This is a genomic window from Mycobacterium sp. SMC-11 (assembly GCF_046250095.1).
Taxonomy (GTDB): domain Bacteria; phylum Actinomycetota; class Actinomycetes; order Mycobacteriales; family Mycobacteriaceae; genus Mycobacterium; species Mycobacterium heraklionense_A.
In genome coordinates this window covers 964,774-983,302 of sequence record NZ_CP176430.1, presented here as the reverse complement: position 1 = coordinate 983,302, position 18,529 = coordinate 964,774, and the positions used below count along the sequence as shown (strand labels likewise).

General features: G+C 68.1%; 15 protein-coding genes. 4 read left to right on the top strand and 11 right to left on the bottom strand.

Annotated features, from left to right (window positions below; translation table 11 throughout):
* Positions 1-160: 160 nt before the first annotated feature.
* Positions 161-817 (bottom strand): response regulator, encoded by a 657-nt coding sequence (locus ACKY0X_RS04685; RefSeq protein WP_064890660.1) that lies wholly within the window; start codon positions 815-817, stop codon positions 161-163.
* Positions 817-1,833: a histidine kinase gene (locus tag ACKY0X_RS04680; protein ID WP_409428506.1), complete on the bottom strand. Its 1,017-nt coding sequence runs from the start codon at positions 1,831-1,833 to the stop codon at positions 817-819. The genes ACKY0X_RS04685 and ACKY0X_RS04680 overlap by 1 nt, the downstream gene beginning before the upstream one ends.
* Positions 1,834-2,205: 372 nt before the next feature.
* Between ACKY0X_RS04680 and ACKY0X_RS04675 the strand changes: the two genes are divergently transcribed.
* Entirely contained in the window at positions 2,206-3,570 is a 1,365-nt protein-coding gene (locus ACKY0X_RS04675) for a PPE family protein, SVP subgroup (RefSeq protein ID WP_409428505.1), read from the top strand.
* Positions 3,571-3,590: 20 nt separating this feature from the next.
* On the opposite strand, the gene ACKY0X_RS04670 is transcribed toward ACKY0X_RS04675, so the two are convergent.
* Both ACKY0X_RS04670 and ACKY0X_RS04665 read right to left on the bottom strand, forming a co-directional pair.
* The gene (locus tag ACKY0X_RS04670; RefSeq protein ID WP_409428504.1) at positions 3,591-5,690 is read right to left on the bottom strand and encodes a vWA domain-containing protein; all 2,100 of its coding nucleotides are present in this window, start codon (positions 5,688-5,690) and stop codon (positions 3,591-3,593) included.
* A complete protein-coding gene (locus tag ACKY0X_RS04665; RefSeq protein ID WP_409428503.1) occupies positions 5,683-7,080 on the bottom strand; it encodes a sigma 54-interacting transcriptional regulator in 1,398 nt (465 codons plus the stop codon). Before ACKY0X_RS04665 ends, ACKY0X_RS04670 begins: the two co-directional genes overlap by 8 nt.
* 83 nt (positions 7,081-7,163) lie before the next feature.
* Here ACKY0X_RS04665 and ACKY0X_RS04660 point away from each other — a divergent pair, with 83 nt between their 5' ends.
* A complete protein-coding gene (locus ACKY0X_RS04660) occupies positions 7,164-8,201 on the top strand; it encodes an alpha/beta hydrolase (RefSeq protein WP_065041292.1) in 1,038 nt (345 codons plus the stop codon).
* On the opposite strand, the gene ACKY0X_RS04655 is transcribed toward ACKY0X_RS04660, so the two are convergent.
* Together ACKY0X_RS04655 and ACKY0X_RS04650 are read right to left on the bottom strand one after the other, a co-directional pair.
* Positions 8,198-8,800 carry a TetR/AcrR family transcriptional regulator gene (locus tag ACKY0X_RS04655; RefSeq protein ID WP_409428502.1) on the bottom strand — a complete coding sequence of 201 codons (603 nt, stop codon included), beginning with the start codon at positions 8,798-8,800 and terminating at the stop codon, positions 8,198-8,200. The two genes, ACKY0X_RS04660 and ACKY0X_RS04655, sit on opposite strands and share 4 nt — an antisense overlap.
* Before the next feature lie 3 nt (positions 8,801-8,803).
* Positions 8,804-10,606, bottom strand: a complete 1,803-nt coding sequence (locus tag ACKY0X_RS04650) for an N-acyl-D-amino-acid deacylase family protein (protein ID WP_409429507.1) — start codon at positions 10,604-10,606, stop codon at positions 8,804-8,806.
* Between the two features lie 131 nt (positions 10,607-10,737).
* Between ACKY0X_RS04650 and ACKY0X_RS04645 the strand changes: the two genes are divergently transcribed.
* Positions 10,738-12,114, top strand: coding sequence for an HNH endonuclease signature motif containing protein (locus tag ACKY0X_RS04645; RefSeq protein ID WP_409428501.1), 1,377 nt, complete (start codon positions 10,738-10,740; stop codon positions 12,112-12,114).
* Between the two features lies 1 nt (position 12,115).
* Here ACKY0X_RS04645 and purH read toward each other — a convergent pair whose 3' ends face one another.
* The 5 genes from purH to ACKY0X_RS04620 form a co-directional block, all read right to left on the bottom strand.
* The gene (gene purH, locus ACKY0X_RS04640) at positions 12,116-13,681 is read right to left on the bottom strand and encodes a bifunctional phosphoribosylaminoimidazolecarboxamide formyltransferase/IMP cyclohydrolase (RefSeq protein WP_409428500.1); all 1,566 of its coding nucleotides are present in this window, start codon (positions 13,679-13,681) and stop codon (positions 12,116-12,118) included.
* Entirely contained in the window at positions 13,678-14,265 is a 588-nt protein-coding gene (gene purN, locus ACKY0X_RS04635; RefSeq protein WP_409429506.1) for a phosphoribosylglycinamide formyltransferase, read from the bottom strand. Before purN ends, purH begins: the two co-directional genes overlap by 4 nt.
* A 210-nt stretch (positions 14,266-14,475) precedes the next feature.
* Complete coding sequence (locus tag ACKY0X_RS04630) at positions 14,476-14,952, bottom strand: hypothetical protein (RefSeq protein ID WP_409428499.1); 477 nt, start codon at positions 14,950-14,952, stop codon at positions 14,476-14,478.
* Between the two features lie 82 nt (positions 14,953-15,034).
* Positions 15,035-16,495: a DUF6350 family protein gene (locus ACKY0X_RS04625; protein ID WP_409428498.1), complete on the bottom strand. Its 1,461-nt coding sequence runs from the start codon at positions 16,493-16,495 to the stop codon at positions 15,035-15,037.
* A gap of 45 nt (positions 16,496-16,540) precedes the next feature.
* Positions 16,541-17,443 carry a DUF5336 domain-containing protein gene (locus ACKY0X_RS04620; protein ID WP_409428497.1) on the bottom strand — a complete coding sequence of 301 codons (903 nt, stop codon included), beginning with the start codon at positions 17,441-17,443 and terminating at the stop codon, positions 16,541-16,543.
* Positions 17,444-17,599: 156 nt separating this feature from the next.
* On the opposite strand from ACKY0X_RS04620, the gene ACKY0X_RS04615 reads away from it, so the two are divergent.
* Positions 17,600-18,448: an LLM class F420-dependent oxidoreductase gene (locus ACKY0X_RS04615; RefSeq protein ID WP_065041285.1), complete on the top strand. Its 849-nt coding sequence runs from the start codon at positions 17,600-17,602 to the stop codon at positions 18,446-18,448.
* Positions 18,449-18,529 lie beyond the last annotated feature (81 nt).

The following is an 18,529-nucleotide window of genomic DNA, read 5'->3' as shown; positions in this document are numbered from 1 at the left end:
CTCCCACCACCACTGATTCCAGTTTGTGTGGTGCAGCGGCCGCGCGCCATGGAATACAACCCCCATTCGGCGGGGGGTGAAACACCCATAGCCGACGGCGTCAGCCTAGGCTCCCGGCGGCGTCCCGCTGCGCCCGGCTCCGCCGCGCTTGCGAACGCCGCTACGGCTCGATCAGTCCCGTCCGGATTGCATACCGGGTGAGCGCCAGGCGGTCGCGCAAGCCCAGTTTCTGCAGGGTGTTGGTCCGGTGGCGGTCGACTGTCTTGGCGCTGATGCCGAGCGTCTTGGCGATCTCCCGCGCCGAGAAGCCCTCGGCGATCAGCTTGAGGACTTCCTCTTCCCGGGGCGTGAGGATGGTCTCGGGCAACGTATTGCCGTGCCGCGCCCGGTGCAGGTAGTCGCGGATCAGGGCGGTCACCGCCCCGGCGTATAAAAACGGCTCACCGCGAATCGTCGCCCGGCACGCCTCGAGCAGGTCGCGGTCGGCGACCGACTTCAAGACGTAGCCCGAGGCACCGGCCTTGAGGGCTTCGAAGAAGTACTGCTCGTTGTCGTGCATCGACAGCATCAGCACCCGCACGTGGGGATGATTGCGGTTGATCTCGCGCGCGGCCTGCAATCCCGTCATCCGCGGCATCGCAATGTCCAAAATGGCCAGGTCGACGGGCGTGTCCTGCAACGCTGCGAGCGCCTCGGCGCCGTCGGCGGCCTCGGCGACGACGGACAGGTCGGGCTCGGCGTCCAGAATCATCCGCAGCCCACTGCGCATCAGGGCGTGATCGTCGGCCAGCAGGATGCGGGCCGGTTGCGTCGGCATCATGGCCGTCCCACCCCCGGTCGCGCCGGTACCACCAGCCGGATCTCGGTGCCTTGCTCGGCTGAGGAAGTGATGGTCAGGGTGCCGTGCACCAGCAGGGCGCGCTCGCGCATCCCGGTGATTCCGGCACCTTCGGCGCTCATCCCGCCCGTGCCGTCATCGGAGATCCGCAGGGTCAGCTCCCCCGCTGCATCGACGTGCAAATCCAGCCACACCTTCTGCGCGCCGGAGTGCCGGGCGATATTGGTCAAGCTCTCCTGCACGATGCGGTAGCACACCAACTCCACGTTGGGATTCAACCGTTCCGCTTGCGGACCAATGTCTTTGACGACGTCGATGCCGCTCGCCTGGGTGAACTGGTTGCATAGCGCCTGTAGTGCACTCGGTAAGCCGAGGTCTTCCAGGGCGTCCGGGCGCAGCCGGCGCGCAATCCCGCGGACCTCGTCGAGACTGGCCCGCACGATCTCCTGCGCGTCCTCGAGGTCACCGCGAATTCCGTCCGGCGCCGCGTCGACGGCTCGTTTGAGGGTGAGCAGGGCAACGGTGAGGGTCTGGCCGATCTCATCGTGCAACTCCCTGGCGATCCGCTGCCGCTCGTTCTCCTGGGCGACCAGCACCAAGGCACTCGATGAAGCTCGTTCGGTTTCCAGCCGGTCCAGCATGGCGTTGAACGATGCCATGAGGTGGTGCAGATCACTGTCGCCGGTGTCGTCCACCCGGTCGGTGTGCCGGAGCAGATCAACCCGGCGCATGGACGCGGCGAGGCGGTCCAGCGGGGCCAGGCTTGACCGCAACAACAGGGCGTTGGCCCCCACCACGACTGCCAGGCCAATGACCAGCACCGGGATCTCGGTCAATCGGACGGGGCCGGAAACGGTGGCGGGCGACATGGCCAGCACCAGGGTGCCGAAGGTGAAGACCAAACCGTTGATCAGAACGACGCGCCGAATAAACCCCCGCGCGGGCGCGCTCGCCCGCCGCCGAAATCGGTCGACGAGCCCAGTCCAACGGCTCATACCACCACCCTGGTCTGCCCGGCACACAATGTCCATACGGGTCACCGCAGCGCACGATTGGGTGTCAAACACCATGGCGAGTCACCGGTTCTGGCTCGGAGAATAGTGGTACGCCCAGCGCATCGTCGGCTTCGACGCCATGGTCCAGGTGTTTGCCGCCCCGGAGTGTCGAGCCGCCTGTGGAGCGCCGGGCGAGTTAGATCGACGGATCACACCACCACCGACCCGTGACCGGAGGGATGCAACTGCGATGGACCGCTGTACCCGAGCGCGGCGTCCCGCAGCGCCCGGCTCCGCCGCGCTTGCGAACGCCGCAACCCGAGCGCGGCGTCCCGCAGCGCCCGGCTCCGCCGCTACCGGCGTGCAGCCCCAATGAACTTCGCTGCGTTGCCGCCGGAAGTCAACTCCGGTCTCATGTACCTCGGCGCCGGCTCGGGGCCGATGCTCGCCGCGGCGACTGCCTGGAGCGGACTGGCGGCCGAACTGCATACGGCGGCAGCAGGTTACGAATCGGTGATCGCCGAGTTGACCAGCTCGGCGTGGTCGGGTCCGTCCTCGGCGGCGATGGCGGCTGCGGCTACCCCGTTCACGACGTGGCTGAACACCACCGCAACACAGGCTGAACAGACTGCCCTGCAAGCCAAAGCGGCGGTGGCCGCTTACGAGGCCGCGTTCGCCTTGACGGTTCCCCCGCCGATCATCGCGGCCAACCGGGCACGGTTGCTGACACTGTTGGCCACCAATGTGCTGGGCCAGAATGCCGCGGCAATCGCGGCCACCGAAGCCGAGTACGGCGAAATGTGGGCCCAGGACGCCACCGCGATGTACAGCTACTCGGCCCTGTCGACGACCGCCAGAGAGCTGGAGCCCTTCGCGCCGCCGCCGCAAACCAGTAACCCGGCGGGACCAGTCGGCCAGACCGGCGCTCAGGGCAATCCCGCCGCCAACCTCGCGCAGACGGTGTCGTCTCGACTGGCCTCCACGCTGACCGGACCCGGCTCGGCGGAAGCCGCCCAGGGGTTGCCTGGCGTGGCGTTGCCGAGCGACATCCCGTCTGGATTCTTCGACTGGATGGCCGTCATCGCCGACGAGACCGCCCTCGGGATCGCCCTGCCGATGTCGATCCTCGGTGTCTTCCTGGCGGGCGCGGCAATGCATTTCGCCGAGCAGGACTCCCAAGAGATCTTCGACACCCAGGACATCCTCCGCGCCGGCCAGAAACGCATCTTGAATGCGCTGGACCAATTGGGAGTGCACGAGGAACTGCCGTCGATGGAGAACCTCCGAATTCCCCACGAAGCCGTCGTGGTCGCCATGGGCGAGGCGTTCCCGCTCGGGACGCTCTCGACGCCGATCAGCTGGGCCGAGCTCGCCCCCGAGATCCGCCATGCCAGTTACTCGACGCCGCTGGGCGCCGCCCCCGCCACGACACCGGCTGGGCTGGGCACGGCGTTCGGCCAGATGGCACTGGCCGGTATGGGCGGCAGCGCGTTGGCCGGCGCCATGAACCAGCGCCGCGGGGACGGCGGGAAGGCGACTGTTGCCGCCGCGTCCGCAGGGTCCGGCAAGCCGTCTTCGGATTCGGCGGAGCAGACAGCGGTGGCGGCGGCGCATTCTCCGCTGACCTCGGTGGTGGAGCTGGCGGCCGGGATCCGCGAACTCGGCGAACTGCACGACGCCGGCTATCTGACCGGCGAGGAGTTCGCCGCACAAAAGCGCCGGCTGCTGTCCCGATAACTTCCGAGGCCGAGTGCCGCCTAGCGGCGGCGCGACCTCAGGTAATCTCCGACCACCGCCGCGCCCAGACCGTCGAGTTCCGGAACCACCACCCGGCCCTGAACTCGTCGCGCCACCTGGTCGATGAAACGGGCCAGCCCGGGATCGTCACCGAGCCGGAAGATCGTCACCTGCGCACCGAGCCGGGCGACGTCATCGAAGCCCCGCACGGTGTGAGCGATGGTCCGCGGGTGTGGCGGGTAGTCAAAGAACACCGACGGGCCCGCCGTACCGCGGCCGTCGTAGTCCTCCAAGTGCGCCGTCGGCTCCCCGTCGGTGACCACCAGCACCACCGGCTGGGCGTTGGGGTGGCGGCGCAGGTGCCGACTGGCCAGCGCCAGCGCATGATGCAGGTTGGTGCCCTGCTCGTAGACGCCTTCCAGGCCGGTCAGCTCCGCGGCGGTCACCGTGCGCGCATAGCGCCCGAAGGCGATGATCTGCAATGCATCTGAACGGAACCGGGTACTGATCAGGTGGTTCAACGCCAGCGCGGTGCGCTTCATCGGCAGCCAACGGTTGTCCATCACCATCGAGAACGACGTGTCCACCAGCAGCGCGACGGCGGACTGAGTGCGCGTCTCGGTCTCGGAGACCTCGACGTCCTCCACGCCGATCGACAACCGCCCGCGGGTGGCGGCCGTGCCGGGCTCGAGTCCATGCGGCGGTCCCAGCTTCGCCTCTCCTACGTCGAGCCTCGCTGAACCACCGGCTACCTGCCGCAGCACCGTGTTGGTCAGGGTCCGGGTGACGTTCCACGGCTCGGTGTCGCCGAACTGCCAGGGCCGGGTCGCCCCGGTCAGCTCGCCGGCCGCCCCGGCCCGACGGTGATCGCGTTCGCCCCGACGCCCCGAAAGTTGCCGCGCCACATCACGTAACGCCGTTTCGCCGAGCCTGCGCATCGCCTTCGGCGACAGCCGCCACTGCCCGTCGGAGCTGCGGTCCAGGAACCCTTGGTTGAGCAGCGCACGTTCCAGCTCGGCCAGCGTGCGTGCATCGACGGCGGCTTGGTCGCCGAGTTGACGGGCCAGCGCGTCTAGGTCGACGTCGTCCATGCTCGCGCCCGGATACGCCTGCGACAGTTGCTCGGCCAGCTGCTCGAGCTCGGCGATATCGGACAGGGCCTGGGCGCCCTCCCCCATGCCGAGCGGGTTGTTGCCGGAGAACTCCGACGAGCCGGTCCAGTCTTCGCCCGGCCGGGCCGCCTGCAGATGCGCGTCCAGGCGGCCCAGCGCTTGCTGCAAGGCCGGGGAGCCGAATGCCTGCTCGGCCAACGCATCAAGCTCGGCACGCTGCTCGGCGCTCAGGCTGTTACGGAAGCGCTGCGCGGCGGCGGCCCGCTGAGCCAGCGAATCCAGCAGCTCCTCGACATTGCGCGGGTTCTCCGGGAAGAATTCGCCATGGGAATCCATGAACTGCTGGAAATCCTGCGCGGTGTCCTCGCCGCGAGAATGCTTGTCCAACAGGTCATTGAGATCGTCGAGCATGTCGCTGACCCGTTGCCGGTCGGCGTCGGTGGCGCCTTCCAGCGCCTGCTTCATACCGGCGAAACGCTGGTCGAGCATCTCGCGGCCGAGCAGGTCCTTGATCTTCTCGTAGGACTCGCGGGCCTCGCCGCTGCGCCAGTTGTAGTCGGCGAGCTCCTGCACCGCTTTGGCCGGCGACGGGGACAGCCCCTCGATCTGCATCTCGGCGAAGCGGGCGTCGTCGTCGAGCGCGCGGGCCAGCTCTTTGCGTTCAGCGAGCACCGCTTCGTCGAGCAGCCTTTTGACCTCGGCCAGTGTTCCGTCCAAGTTGTTGCGGCGCAACAATTCCCGACGCCTACGTTGCGCCTCAGCAGCCAGCTGATCGGCGCCGGTCAGGCTCTTGGTGCCACGGCGCAGCAATTCCTGCAGCGCCCGCCGCGGCGACGTCCCCTCCATGACGTCGCGCCCGATCTCCTCAAGTGCCTCGGCTAGATCAACCGGCGGCGCCAACGGATCCGGCCCACCGCTGTAGGCCGAGTAGCGGGAGGAGTGGCTTCGTGACGATCGCAGACGCGGCGAAGCCGGGCGCGGCGGGTCGTCACCATCAAATCTAGCCATAGACGGTTTCACCCTCGTCTGAGGTCTTGTCGATCCGCTTGGCCAAATACAGTGCTTCCAAGGCCAACTCGAGTGCCGCGGCGCGTTCGCCGTCGGATTCGGCACCGAGGCGTCGCGCAACGGCGTCGATCACCGGCAGATCCGGCAGCGCCGCCAGCACCGCTTTGGCTGAAATCCGCTCTCCCGTCGTCACCGTCGCGTCCTCGACCGCCGCCACCAGCGGTCCCACGTCGATCCCGCCCAGTGCCCGCGATGCGGTATCGGCGATAGCCCGGCGCAACAGGTGCTCCAGCACTGCCTGCTCGCGCCCCTCCTCGCCGGATTCGAACTCCAGCTTGCCGCGCAGCACGTCGACGATCGTGCTCAGGTCCACCACCCGGGCCACCGGGTCGGTTTCGCCCAACACCGCTCCGCGGTGGCGCGCCGAGGCCGCCACCGTCTCCGCGGCGGCGATCGCGAAGCGCGCCGAGACGCCGGAGCGCTGGTCCACCGAGCGGGACTCGCGCAGGTAGCGGGCGAATCGGGCCAGCACGGCGAGTAGGTAGTCGGGCACCTGCGCGCTCAGGTGCGCCTCTTGGGCGATCACGCCGACCTCGGCGTCGAGTTCCAGCGGGTAGTGGGTGCGGATCTCGGCGCCGAAGCGGTCCTTGAGCGGGGTGATGATGCGGCCGCGGTTGGTGTAGTCCTCCGGGTTGGCGCTCGCGACCACCAGCACGTCCAGCGGCAGGCGCAGCGTGTAGCCACGCACCTGGATGTCGCGTTCCTCCATCACGTTGAGCATCGCCACCTGGATGCGCTCGGCGAGGTCGGGCAGTTCGTTGACGGCGACCACGCCGCGGTGCGCCCGCGGGATCAGGCCGTAGGCAATGGTTTCGGGGTCACCCAGACTGCGGCCTTCGGCCACCTTGATCGGGTCGATGTCGCCGACCAGGTCGGCGACGCTGGTGTCGGGGGTGGCCAGTTTCTCGGTGTAGCGCTCGCTGTGGTGCCGCCACGCCACCGGCAGGTCGTCGCCGAGCTCGGCTGCCCGGCGAATCGACTCGGGCGTGATCGGCGAATACGGGTGCTCGCCGAGTTCGGCTCCGGCGATCACCGGGGTCCATTCGTCGAGCAATCCGCTCAACGCGCGCAGCAGCCGGGTCTTACCCTGGCCGCGCTCGCCCAGCAGCACGATGTCGTGACCGGCGATCAACGCGCGCTCAAGTTGCGGCAGCACGGTGTCCTCGAACCCGAAAATGCCTGGCCAGATGGCTGCGGCGTCGTCACCGTCGCCGAGTCGGGCCAACAGGTTCTCGGCGATCTCCTGTTTGACCCCCCTCTCACGGTGGCCGGCAGCACGCAGCTCACCGAGAGTCTTGGGCAGATCGTGCGGGGCATTCGGCGCGGTCACCACTCCACGCTACGACGGGCGTCAAAAGTCCGTCACGATGTCCCGGTTTATCCGGGCGCCCAATACCCGATACCCTGGGTACTGTGAACTTTCCGGAATGGCGCGAACGACCGGCTCAGACCTACTTCGGCCCGGCATCCTGGCAGGCGCGGCTACTGGCTGCGGCCGCGGCGATCTTTTTGCGCACCTCGATCGCGGTGCTGACGCTGGTCGGCATGGTCGTCAACCGGTTCTGGCCCGCCGGTCTGCAGCGGGCACGCCTTGACCTCATCGACCAGCCGATGCGCTACATCCGGGCGCTGCCGGGCACCGAGGTGACACCCGAGCGATTGACCGACTGCCCGGCGGAGTGGGTGGTGGCACCGAACGCACGCGACTCCAACCGGGTGATCGTCTACTTCCACGGTTCGGCACTGGTCACACTCGGCCTCAATTCACATCGCCGCTTCGCCAGCAAGCTCTCCGCGGTCACCGGCGCGAAGGTGTTCAACGTCGGCTACCGGTTGGCCCCGCTGGCCGGCATCGACGAGGCCGTCGCCGACGGTCTGTGCGCCTACCGCCGGGTCCTGGACGCTGGATTCACCGCCGATCACATTGTGGTGGCGGGAGATTCGGCCGGCGGCCTGATGGCGGTGAACACCGCCATCGCTGCACGCGATGCCGGCCTGCCGGCGCCGGCAGGTCAGGTGTTGATGTCAGCGCTGACGTCGTCGGACATGGAGATCAAACGCGAGGCCGCCCGCACGCACCGCGACCCGTTCTTCCCGTTCATGGCGTTCATGTTCATCTACCGGGTGTTCGCCACCGTGAACGGCACCCGTGAGCTGCCGGTCATGCCGCCGGAGGCGGAGCTGCGCGGGCTGGGTCCGTTCCTGCTGCAGGTCGGCAACAACGAGATGCTGCGCAATGACACCTTCGTGCTGGCCGACAAGCTGACCGTCGCCGGTGTGCCGAACTGGGTTCAGGTCTGGGACCGTGCGTTGCACATGTTCCAGCTCACCTTCGACTTCAACCCCGACGCCCGCCGGGCGGTCGCCGAGATCGCCGACTTCGTGGACCACGTGACGGCGGCCGCACCGAGAGATGCCGGCTCTGCGCCCGTCAGCGGCGAGATCGCTTAAGACGTCCGGCGTTCACTCCAGCCCTCAAACAGCTTCAGCAGCAACGGAATGCGGTTAGCCTCGATCTCGGGCTGCGGCAGCACTGTCCGTACGATCGCGGCGCCGTCGAAGGTGTTGGTGAGCAGCGTTACCACGTTGGGGAACAGCTCCTCGGGAAAGGCGTCGGCCCCGGGGAACCCACGGGCGGTGTCGTAGATCTTCGCGCGGTATTCGTCCAACACCTCCGAGAGCGTGGACCGCAGCTTCTCGTCGGTGCGGGCGGCGATCAGCAACTCGTAGACCACCGCGTTGTTGGAGTTCGCCGTCAGGTCACGCAGTACCGTCAACACCGCTTCCAGCGCCGAGCCGTTGGCCGGGATCTCCGCCACTTGCTTGGCGATCAGCTCCAGCTGACGGCGCAGCACCTCGCGGGCGGTGGCCGCCATGAAGTCACCCATGGTGCCGAAGTGGCGGAACAACGCTCCGTCGGATACCCCGGCGCGCGCGGCGATCACCTTGGCCGACGCCCGCGCGTAGCCGATCTCGGAGATGGTGGCGATGCTGGCGTCGAGCAGTCCGGCGACGGTGGTCTCGCGGCGCTCCTGCTGGGTTCTGGCCATGCGCTAGACCGATTGCAGCTCACGGGATCCGGCGCGCAGGAAACGGCCGGACTTCACGGTGGTGCCGTAGCCGTCGCAGAACTGCCCGTTGCGGAACACCACGGTGCCGCCCACGCCGGTGGCGACTACCGCGTCGTCGTTGCGGTTGACCATCCGGCTCAGGTCGCCGTAGAACGGTACCTTTTCCTCGTGGTAGCCGTCGACGGCGTCGGTCAGACCGGCCGGGTCGATCACCACGAAGTCCGCGCGGTCGCCGCGGCGCAGCGTGCCGGCGTCGAACCCGAACCAGTCGGCGACTTCGGAGGTCAGCCGGTACACCGCCCGCTGGACGCTCATGAACGGCCGCCCGGCCGCCTCGGCGTCGCGGACGCGCTTGAGCAGGCGCAGCGAGAAGTTGTAGAAGGCCATGTTGCGCAAGTGCGCTCCGGCGTCGGAGAACCCCATGTGGATCACCGGTTCGTTGGCCAGCTTGTCCAGCTGCTTAGGCCGGTGGTTGGCGACGATAGTGGTCCAGCGGACGTTGCGTTCGCCGTTGTCCACCAGCACATCGAGGAACGCGTCCAGCGGGTGCAGCCCGCGCTCCTCGGCGATCTGCCCGAAGCTCTTGCCGACCAGGCTGGCATCCGGGCATTCGACGATCACCGCATCGTGGAAGTCGCGGTGCCACAAGGACGGGCCCAGCTTTTTGCGGTCGAAGGCCTTGCGGAACCGGCGCCGGTACTCGGTGTCGGCCAGCAACGCGTTGCGCTCCAACTGGTCGCGCAGATGCAGCGCGGCGGTTCCCGCGCCGAATTCCTCGAACACCGGCAGATCGATTCCGTCGGAATACAACTCGAACGGCACCGGCAGGTGCTGGAACCGCACGCTGGATCCCAGCACGGCGTTGAGTAGCCGAGCACCGGGACCGAAGACCCGGACCGCGCCCGGCGCCGACTTGGCGTCCGCAGAGACCAGCAGGCTCATCCGAACCCCGCGTCGCCGACCGAACATTCCACTGCTTGTCAAGAAGAAGTTCAACGCCGTCAACGGGTTTCGGACGTCGGGAGCGCTCTGCAGCATCCGGCCGCGCTTGCGCAGCACCTTGATCAACCGCCGGCGCTCCCGCCAAGTGGCGAACGTGGACGGCAGCGCCCGAGACCGGAACCGGTCGCCGTCGAGCTTGTCGATCGGGGCGTCCATCCCGGACATGCCCAATAGTCCAGCGTCGAGGCCCGCATCGAGCAGGGCGGCCATCTTCTCCAGCTCGGCATCGGTCGGGACGACGCCGTCGGTGGTGGCGCGGTCCAGGCCGAGCACCGCGGTCCGCAGGTCCGAGTGGCCGAGCATGGAGCTGATGTTGGGACCGAGCGGCAACCCCTCGAGGGCGCGCACGTACTCAGCGGGCGTGGACCAGGTCCTCTTGGACTCAAGCGCGCCCAACACGAACTTGCGCGGGACCGCCTCGACCCGGCTGAACAGGTCGGCGGCATCCTCAGACTCGGCGTACACCGTCGACAGCGAGCAGTTGCCCAGCAGCACCGTGGTGACGCCGTGACGCACCGATTCCCGCAGACCCGGGTCGAGCAGCACCTCGGCGTCGTAGTGGGTGTGCACGTCGATGAAGCCCGGGACTACCCACTTGCCGGCCGCGTCGATCACGTCCGGGCAGCCGGTCTCATCCAGCTCCCCCGCAACGATGTCGGCGACGACGCCGTCGCGGATGCCCAGGGTGCGGACCTGGGGGGCGTTGCCCAGGCCGTCGAACCACAGTCCGTTGCGGATGATCAGGTCATAGCCCACTACGTCTCCCAGCCTCGAGGTTGAGATAGATAGTGAGTGCCTACAATCTTTCTGTCAAGGGTTTGGCCTCTCCGGGCGGTTATCCCCAGTTCGGACTTACTCCACAGATTCGCGTTCTACCGGCGCCAATGCCCGCCAGGGCGCAATAGCATTAGCACATGCGTTCGAATTCCCGGGAACTGATTGTCGAGGTGTTCGACGCGCTGGCCGCGGATCTCGATCGAGCGCTGGAACTAGATTTCGATGCGTTGACCCCGCGGGAATGCGTGGCGCTGTTGAGGCGCTGCGAAGTGCTACGGCGCCGGCTCCCGGCAGTAGAACACCCCCTGGTCAACCAGATCGTCGCTACCGACCCGGCCGAGTTGGGCGGCAAGCCCCGCTGGGTGCTGGCCGACGAACTGCACATTGCCCGTGGGGAGGCCGGCCGTCGCATCACCGAAGCCGCCGAACTAGGGCCCCGCCGCACCCTGACCGGCGAACCCTTGGAACCGGTGCTGCCGGAACTGGCGGCAGCGCAACGGGAGGGGCGGGTCGGGGCCGCCCACATCGGCGTGATTCGCTCGTTCTTCCATTACCTGCCCGACGGTATTGATGCGGGAACCCTGACCCAGGCCGAGCACCAGCTGGCCGAGTTGGCCGGGCAGTGCCGCCCCGACGAACTGGCCAAACTGGCCCAACGCCTCGCCGACTACCTGCACCCCGACGGCAACTACAGCGACGACCAGCGCGCCAAACACCGTGGTGTGGCGCTGGGACCCCAAGGCCGTGACGGCATGACCCCCATCAAAGGATTCCTCGATCCCCAAGCCCGCGCCACGTGGGACGCGGTGCTCGCCCGCTGGGCCGCCCCCGGCATGTGCAACCCCAACGACGACACCCCGTGTACCGCCGGCACGCCGACTCAAACCCAGATCGACGCCGACACCCGCAGTGCCGCACAGCGCAACCACGACGCCCTCACCGCAATGGGCCGCGCCCTGCTCGCCGCCGGAGAATTGGCCCAGCACAACGGATTACCAGCCACCATCATCGTCTCGACCACCCTGGCCGAACTGGAAGCCGGCACCGGCAAAGCCCACACCGGAGGCGGCACCTGGCTACCCATGCGCGACGTCATCGCCATGGCCAGCCACGCCCACCACTACCTGCGGATCTACGACGGCGCCAAAGAACTCGCCCTGTTTCACACCAAACGCCTGGCCTCACCGGCCCAACGCATCGTGCTCTACGCCAAAGAACGCGGATGCTCGCACCCCAACTGCCCCGTCTCCGGCTACTGCTGCGAAGTCCATCACGACGAGGACTACGCCACAACGCGTCGCACCGACATCACCGACCTGACCCTGCGCTGCGGCCCCCACCACCAACTCATCACCTCAGGCGGCTGGAAAACGCGCAAGCGCCACGACGGCACCACCCAAACCCTGCCGCCGCCACATTTAGACCACGGACAACCCCGGGTCAACTATTACCATCACCCCGAAAAACTGCTGGGCGTCAACGGTTCCGGCGCCGACGAAGACGACGGGCCCTAGCTCAGTGCGCGAAGTGTCGTGCCCCGGTCAGGTACAACGTGATCCCGGCCTCGGCCGCCGCCGCGGTCACCTCATCGTCGCGCACCGAACCGCCCGGGTGCACGATCGCCTTCACCCCGGCCGCGGTCAGCGTCTGCAGGCCGTCGGGGAACGGGAAGAACGCATCCGAGGCTGCGACCGCACCGGCCACCCGCTCGCCCCCGCGCTCCACCGCCAGCCGGGCGGCGTCGACCCGGTTTACCTGGCCCATGCCCACGCCGATAGTGGCACCGTCGGCGGCGACCACGATCGCGTTGGACTTGACCGCGCGGCAGGCCCGCCAGGCGAAGACCAGGTCGGCCAGGGTGGCCGCATCGGCCGGTTCGCCGGTGGCCAGCGTCCAGTTCGCCGGGTTGTCGCCCGGCGCGTCGAGACCGTCGCGGCTCTGCATCAACAGCCCACCGCTGATCTGGCGCCATTCGGTGCCGCCGCGCAGCGGCTCGGACGCCAACAGCACGCGGATGTTCTTCTTACGCGACAAGATCTCCACGGCCCCGGCTTCGTAGGCCGGGGCGATGATCACCTCGGTGAAGATGGTGCTGACGTACTCGGCCATCTCCACGCTGACCTCGGTGTTGGCCGCGATAACGCCGCCGAACGCGCTCAACGGGTCGCACTCGTGCGCCTTGCGGTGGGCATCGGCCACCGAGGTCGCCGAGACCGCGATGCCGCACGGGTTGGCGTGCTTGATGATGGCGACACACGTCTCTTCGTGATCGAACGCCGCCCGCCACGCGGCGTCCGCGTCGGTGAAGTTGTTGTAGGACATCTCTTTTCCGTGCAGCTGCTCGGCCTGAGCCAAGCCCGGCCACGCACCGGCGTCACAGTAGAGAGCGGCCTGCTGGTGCGGGTTCTCGCCGTAGCGCAGCTGCGCCGCGCGGCGGTAGGTGCGTCCGTACCATTCCGGCAGTGCTTGGCGCGGCTCTTCGGGCGCCAGCGTCGACGACATCCAGCTGGCGACCGCGACGTCGTATTCGGCGGTGTGCCGAAATGCCAGTGATGCTAAGCGCTTCCGCTCTTCGAGGGTGAAGCCGCCGGCGTTGACTGCAGCCAGCACACCGTCGTAGCCGAGCGGGTCGACCACCACGGCGACACTGGGGTGGTTCTTGGCGGCCGCCCGGATCATCGAGGGCCCGCCGATGTCGATCTGCTCGACGCACTCGTCCTCGCCAGCACCGGACTCCACGGTCTCGCTGAACGGGTACAGGTTGACCACCACCAGCTCGAACGCTGCGATCTCCAGCTCATCGAGCGCCGCGGCGTGCTCCGGCTTGCGCAGGTCGGCCAGCAGGCCGGCGTGCACCCGGGGGTGCAGAGTCTTGACTCGGCCGTCGAGTACCTCGGGGAAGCCAGTCACCTGCTCCACCGGCGTCACTGGAATGCCCTTGGCCGCAATCGACTTGGCGGTGGATCCGGTGGAGACGATATCCACGCCGGCGGCGTGCAGGCCGGCGGCCAGGTCAACCAGTCCGGTCTTGTCGTAGACGCTGATCAACGCCCGACGAATCGGTCGCTTGCCGTCGGTCATCCTAGGGTTGCCTTTCGTCCGTTCCAGGTCACGCCGCCGGTCGCCAATGCGGCCAGTACGTCAACCAGGAGCTTGCGCTCCACTTTCTTGATGCGTTCATGCAAAGAATCTTCGTCGTCGCCGTCGAGCACGGCGACCGGTTCTTGGGCCAGCACCGGGCCGGTGTCGGTGCCGGCGTCCACCAGGTGCACGGTGCAGCCGGTGACCTTGACCCCGTAGGCCAACGCCTCGGGCACCGCGTGCGCTCCCGGGAAGGAGGGCAGCAGCGCCGGATGGGTGTTGACGGTGCGCCCCAGAAAACGGGACAGGAAGTGCGAGCCCAGGATTTTCATGAAGCCCGCCGAAACCACCAGATCCGGACTGTGGGCCGCGGTGGCCTCGGTCAGCGCGAGATCCCATGCTGCTCGGTTCGGATAGTCACTCATCCGGACGGTGAACACCGGCAACCCCGCCGCCGTGGCGATCTCCACCGCCCGGCAGTCGCGGTCCGTGCCGACGGCGACCACCCGCGCGGGGTAGTCGTCTACCGCCGCGGCCAGCAGGGACTCGAGCAGCGACCCGGTGCCCGAAGCCAGCACCACCATGCGGGCGGGGACGCTGGGAGCCACGTGGATCGGTTGCACGGTGACTGAGCCTAACGCGGTGATCGCAAGCGCGGCGAAGCCGGGCGCCGCGGGTCACCGCCATCGGCGGCGCGGTGATCGCAAGCGCGGCGAAGCCGGGCGCCGCGGGTCACCGCCATCCACAGTGGAGATTGCGAACGTAGCGAAGCTGAGCGCATGAACCCCGGCGGTTCAGCGAGGCTCGGCTCGATCCCGGGCGACCCGAAGTGCAGCCGCCACACCGTCGGTCCAGATCTCGACCATGTCCCAGTTGACCTCGGGATGGCCGATCGGCTGGGTCATCTTGCCGAGCTTGCTGACCCTGCCATACGCCAGGTCCTGAAAGTCGGGGTCGTCCAACTCGGGAAACTCGTCGTATTCACTGCAGAAACCCGCGCGCTCCAGCTCGTCGTAGAGGGACTCCGGCAGGTCATCGGTCAATCCGAGGGTGCGCGACCGCGGCAACGGCTCGGTCATCTGCATCCCGGCCTCCACGCCGTCCACCCAGATCAGGACCACCACGTCGAGCACCCGCTCATGGCCCGGCGGCAGGATCAACCCGGTCAGCATTTCGGCCCGGACGCCGGCCAGCATGTGCAGGTTCCGACGCCTGGGCACGCCAGACGGGCCGTTTTTGCCGGCGGGCTTGGTGCTCACGACGTCGGTCATGTCGTCCCCCTGGAGTTCGGACGGTCGGCACTACCATCCGATCAGCCAGAAGCGACATATATAAGGGACTGAAGTCCTCGATTTAACGATCGTATCCGTCGTCGTCGGTGAACATCAGGTCTTCGGGGTCCTCCAGCGGCCCCGGCGGCTGCGTCGGCGCGTGCGACCGAAACGGTCGCGGCGGCTCCGGTTCTGGCGTCCAATTCAACTCGCCGCCATCGTTGACCTCGTCTGGCTGGAAGCCCGGTTCGAAGGCGGCGTCGAACAGCTCGTCGGCCTCGAAGGGCTCCCCGACTATTACGAGGTCCTCGGGATCGACGTCGGCGGTGGGCGCCGCACCCGGTTCGGGGGCCACTTCGGGCTCCACGGGCCGCTGCGGGGCGGGTGGCAGCACACGCTGTTCGCCGACCACCGCATCGGCCCGGACCCCGCCGATCATCACCACCGTCAGCGCTCCGATGGCGGCGAACCAGCCGAACACCGCGGGCCCGAACGTCAGCTGATCGACCCCGACATCGCCGAAGTTGCCCAGCCGTCCCCCGCCGGCCAAGCCGAGTACGGCCATCGACACCGCCGCGATGAAGGCCGCCACGGCCACCTTGGCCAGTGCCGGAAGCAGCGGTAGCGGCCGGCGGGCGCACTGCTGCCCGACGGCCACTCCGGACGCCGCCCCGATGATCAACAGCGCCACCCACGCGGGACCCAACGGCGGGGCGGGCGCCGCAGCCAGGATCGGCAGCGCGGGGATGTCGCCGCCGAGAACGGTGAAGGCACTGAACAGCGCGGGGCCGATGTGTGCGCTCGATCCGACCGCCATCGCCGTAGCGCCGACGAGGACATTGGGCACATACAGCAGCGCCAGCAGGGTCAGGCTGAGCTGGCCGAAAGCTGAATCGGTGATGGCGTAGAGATCGTGCATGGTCCCCCAGTGCCAGAGCAGGGAGAGCACCGTCACCGCCCCCGCCAGGCCGAACAGCGCCAGCATGCCGGTGATCGCAGCTCGCACCGAGTCCGCCAGCCAGTCCGGCAGCCGGGTCTCGGCCAGCGCCCGCCGGCCCACCCGCGTCCCCACTCCCAGCGCCGCGCCGATCGCGTGCACGAAGAAGACGTGCGCGAAGGCGCTCAGGGCATGCGGGGTCTGCAGTTCGGTGATGACCGAGGCCGCGTCGTGGATGACCGCCAAGGAGACCGCTGCGATCAACAGCGGTCCACCGACCGCGGAGGCCACGATCCAGCGGATGACGAACCAGGAGGCCCCACGGGCGGTGGCCTGCGCGGTGGTTCGGGCCGTCCCGGCCACCATGAGCAGCACCGGCAGCAGCGGCAACGCACCGAGGTCACGGCCGCCGATCGAGATCGGCACCTGGTGCACGCCCAACCACATGCTGGCGATGGCACCCGAGGCACCGGTCATGTCACTGTTGGCGATCAGCAACTGCAGCAGCGTCACCGCTGCGATGACCGTCAACGCTACGACGGACGGGCCGAATGCGACCCGTAGCAGGTCGCGGGTCGGGTTCGAACCTGGTTTGCCGCCGGTCACCGATGTCACGCTACGAGCACGTTCAACTCGGCGCGCGGACGCGGGTTAGGGCTGCGCCGGCCCCGACGAGGTGGAGCCGCCCTGCGACTGCTGGCCACCCGTCGAGCTCTGATCCGAACCGGCTGCGCTGTGTCCACCGGTCGACGCACTCCCCGACCCACCGGACGACGGCGAGTTGTAGGAGGGGAAGCCGGTCGGCGGGGTCGGCGGCCCCTGGGGTGCCGCCTGCTGTCCGCCGGAGTTAAACGAGCCCGTCGAAGGGGAAGCGGGTGCCTGCTGCGCGCCGAAGCCGCCACTGGACGGTGCGGACGGGTAGCTGCCGTACGACGACGGGTAGCCGGGCTGCTGCGGGGCCTGCTGGCCCTGGTGTCCCTGGTGGCCATAACCCTGCTGGCCGGGCTGAACGTAGTAGTTACCGCCCGGCGGCAGGCCGTACTGGGCGTAGGGGTCGTACTTGGGACGCGGCGCCGGCGCGGTGACCACGCCGGCCTCCAGGAGCAGCGATCCGACAGCGGCGGCAGCCTGCAGGACGCTGAAGGTCAGGATCAGCCACAGGCCCCAGCCGATGGTGTAGCTGCCGCTGGCATCGGCGACGGTCGAAATGGCCAGCAGCGCACCCAGCGCCGAGACCACGGCGACCACCGCGGTGTAGCTCTTCGCCTTGGGCAGCAGGGCTGCACCGGCCAGTAGTGCGGCCAGCACCGCCAGCGGAACGGTGTGGCCGGCGTCGCTGAGGATCAGGGGGTAGTCGACGTCGGTGATCGTCACGATCGGGCCGAAGTTCGCCAAATAGACGCCCAGGCCTAACGCAACTACTGCGATTCGGAGGTATTGCGGCACTTTGCTCTCGACTTCGCCACCCGATTTCGCGAACGACGGGGTCGGTTGTCCGTATGAGCCTGATGGTTGAGAAGGCTGGAAGCCGGGATTCCCGGGCGAGTAGGTCATGACCTCTCCTGTGCTTGTGGGCAGGGCGCTGGTGGGCGGTGCGGCGCGCTTCGACCATCCACGCTAGCGCACTTGCGGGCCGAGTCGGTGGGTCAACACTGCGCGACAAGGACCCCCCCGTTGCCGGCCGAACAGGAACACGTTCTAATCGGGGCTATGGATTACGGGCTCGTGCTATTCACCAGTGACCGTGGAATCAACCCGGCAGCGGCCGCCAAACTCGCCGATGATCACGGCTTCACCACCTTCTATGTACCGGAACACACGCATATTCCGGTGAAGCGGCAGGCCGCTCACCCGACCACCGGCGACGAGTCCCTGCCCGATGACCGTTATATGCGCACCCTTGACCCGTGGGTCAGCCTGGGTGCCGCATGTGCGGTGACCTCACGAGTGCGGTTGTCGACCGCGGTGGCATTGCCCGTCGAGCATGATCCGATCACCCTGGCGAAGTCGATCGCCACCCTGGATCACCTGTCCGGCGGGCGGGTGAGCCTGGGCGTCGGATTCGGTTGGAACACTGACGAACTGGCCGATCACGGCGTCCCCGCCGGCCGTCGGCGCACCATGCTTCGGGAGTACCTGGAGGCGATGCGGGCGCTGTGGACCCAGGAGGAAGCGTCCTTCGAAGGCGAGTTCGTGAACTTCGGCCCGAGTTGGGCGTGGCCCAAGCCGGTGCAGTCACACATTCCGGTGCTGGTCGGTGCGGCCGGGACCGAGAAGAACTTCAAGTGGATCGCCCGCAGTGCCGACGGCTGGATCACCACGCCGCGCGATTTCGACATCGACGCGCCGGTCAAGCTGCTGCAGGACACCTGGGCGGCCGCCGGCCGCGACGGCGCACCGCAGATCGTGGCGCTGGACTTCAAGCCGGTGCCCGAGAAGCTGGCGCACTGGGCCGAGATCGGTGTCACCGAGACGCTGTTCGGCCTGCCCGACAAGTCCGAGTCCGAAGTGGCGGCTTACGTGGAACGCCTGGCCGCCAAGCTGGGCCTCAGCGCCTAAGCAAGGCCCCAGCAAGGGACCCCACCCGCGCGAAGGTGCGTGTTTGTCTGCCGACACGCCCTTTGCGCTGGCATTCTGCGC

Bases quoted from the DNA above. Each gene is read 5' to 3' on its own strand.
- ACKY0X_RS04685 (WP_064890660.1), bottom strand. From the start codon at position 817: ATGCCGACGCAACCGGCCCGCATCCTGCTGGCCGACGATCACGCCCTG.
- purN (WP_409429506.1), bottom strand. From the start codon at position 14,265: ATGGTGGTGCTGGCTTCGGGCACCGGGTCGCTGCTCGAGTCCCTGCTG.
- ACKY0X_RS04655 (WP_409428502.1), bottom strand. From the start codon at position 8,800: ATGGCCAGAACCCAGCAGGAGCGCCGCGAGACCACCGTCGCCGGACTG.
- ACKY0X_RS04630 (WP_409428499.1), bottom strand. From the start codon at position 14,952: ATGACCGACGTCGTGAGCACCAAGCCCGCCGGCAAAAACGGCCCGTCT.
- ACKY0X_RS04670 (WP_409428504.1), bottom strand. From the start codon at position 5,690: ATGGCTAGATTTGATGGTGACGACCCGCCGCGCCCGGCTTCGCCGCGT.
- purH (WP_409428500.1), bottom strand. From the start codon at position 13,681: ATGACCGACGGCAAGCGACCGATTCGTCGGGCGTTGATCAGCGTCTAC.
- ACKY0X_RS04620 (WP_409428497.1), bottom strand. From the start codon at position 17,443: ATGACCTACTCGCCCGGGAATCCCGGCTTCCAGCCTTCTCAACCATCA.
- ACKY0X_RS04645 (WP_409428501.1), top strand. From the start codon at position 10,738: ATGCGTTCGAATTCCCGGGAACTGATTGTCGAGGTGTTCGACGCGCTG.
- ACKY0X_RS04615 (WP_065041285.1), top strand. From the start codon at position 17,600: ATGGATTACGGGCTCGTGCTATTCACCAGTGACCGTGGAATCAACCCG.
- ACKY0X_RS04675 (WP_409428505.1), top strand. From the start codon at position 2,206: ATGAACTTCGCTGCGTTGCCGCCGGAAGTCAACTCCGGTCTCATGTAC.
- ACKY0X_RS04680 (WP_409428506.1), bottom strand. From the start codon at position 1,833: ATGAGCCGTTGGACTGGGCTCGTCGACCGATTTCGGCGGCGGGCGAGC.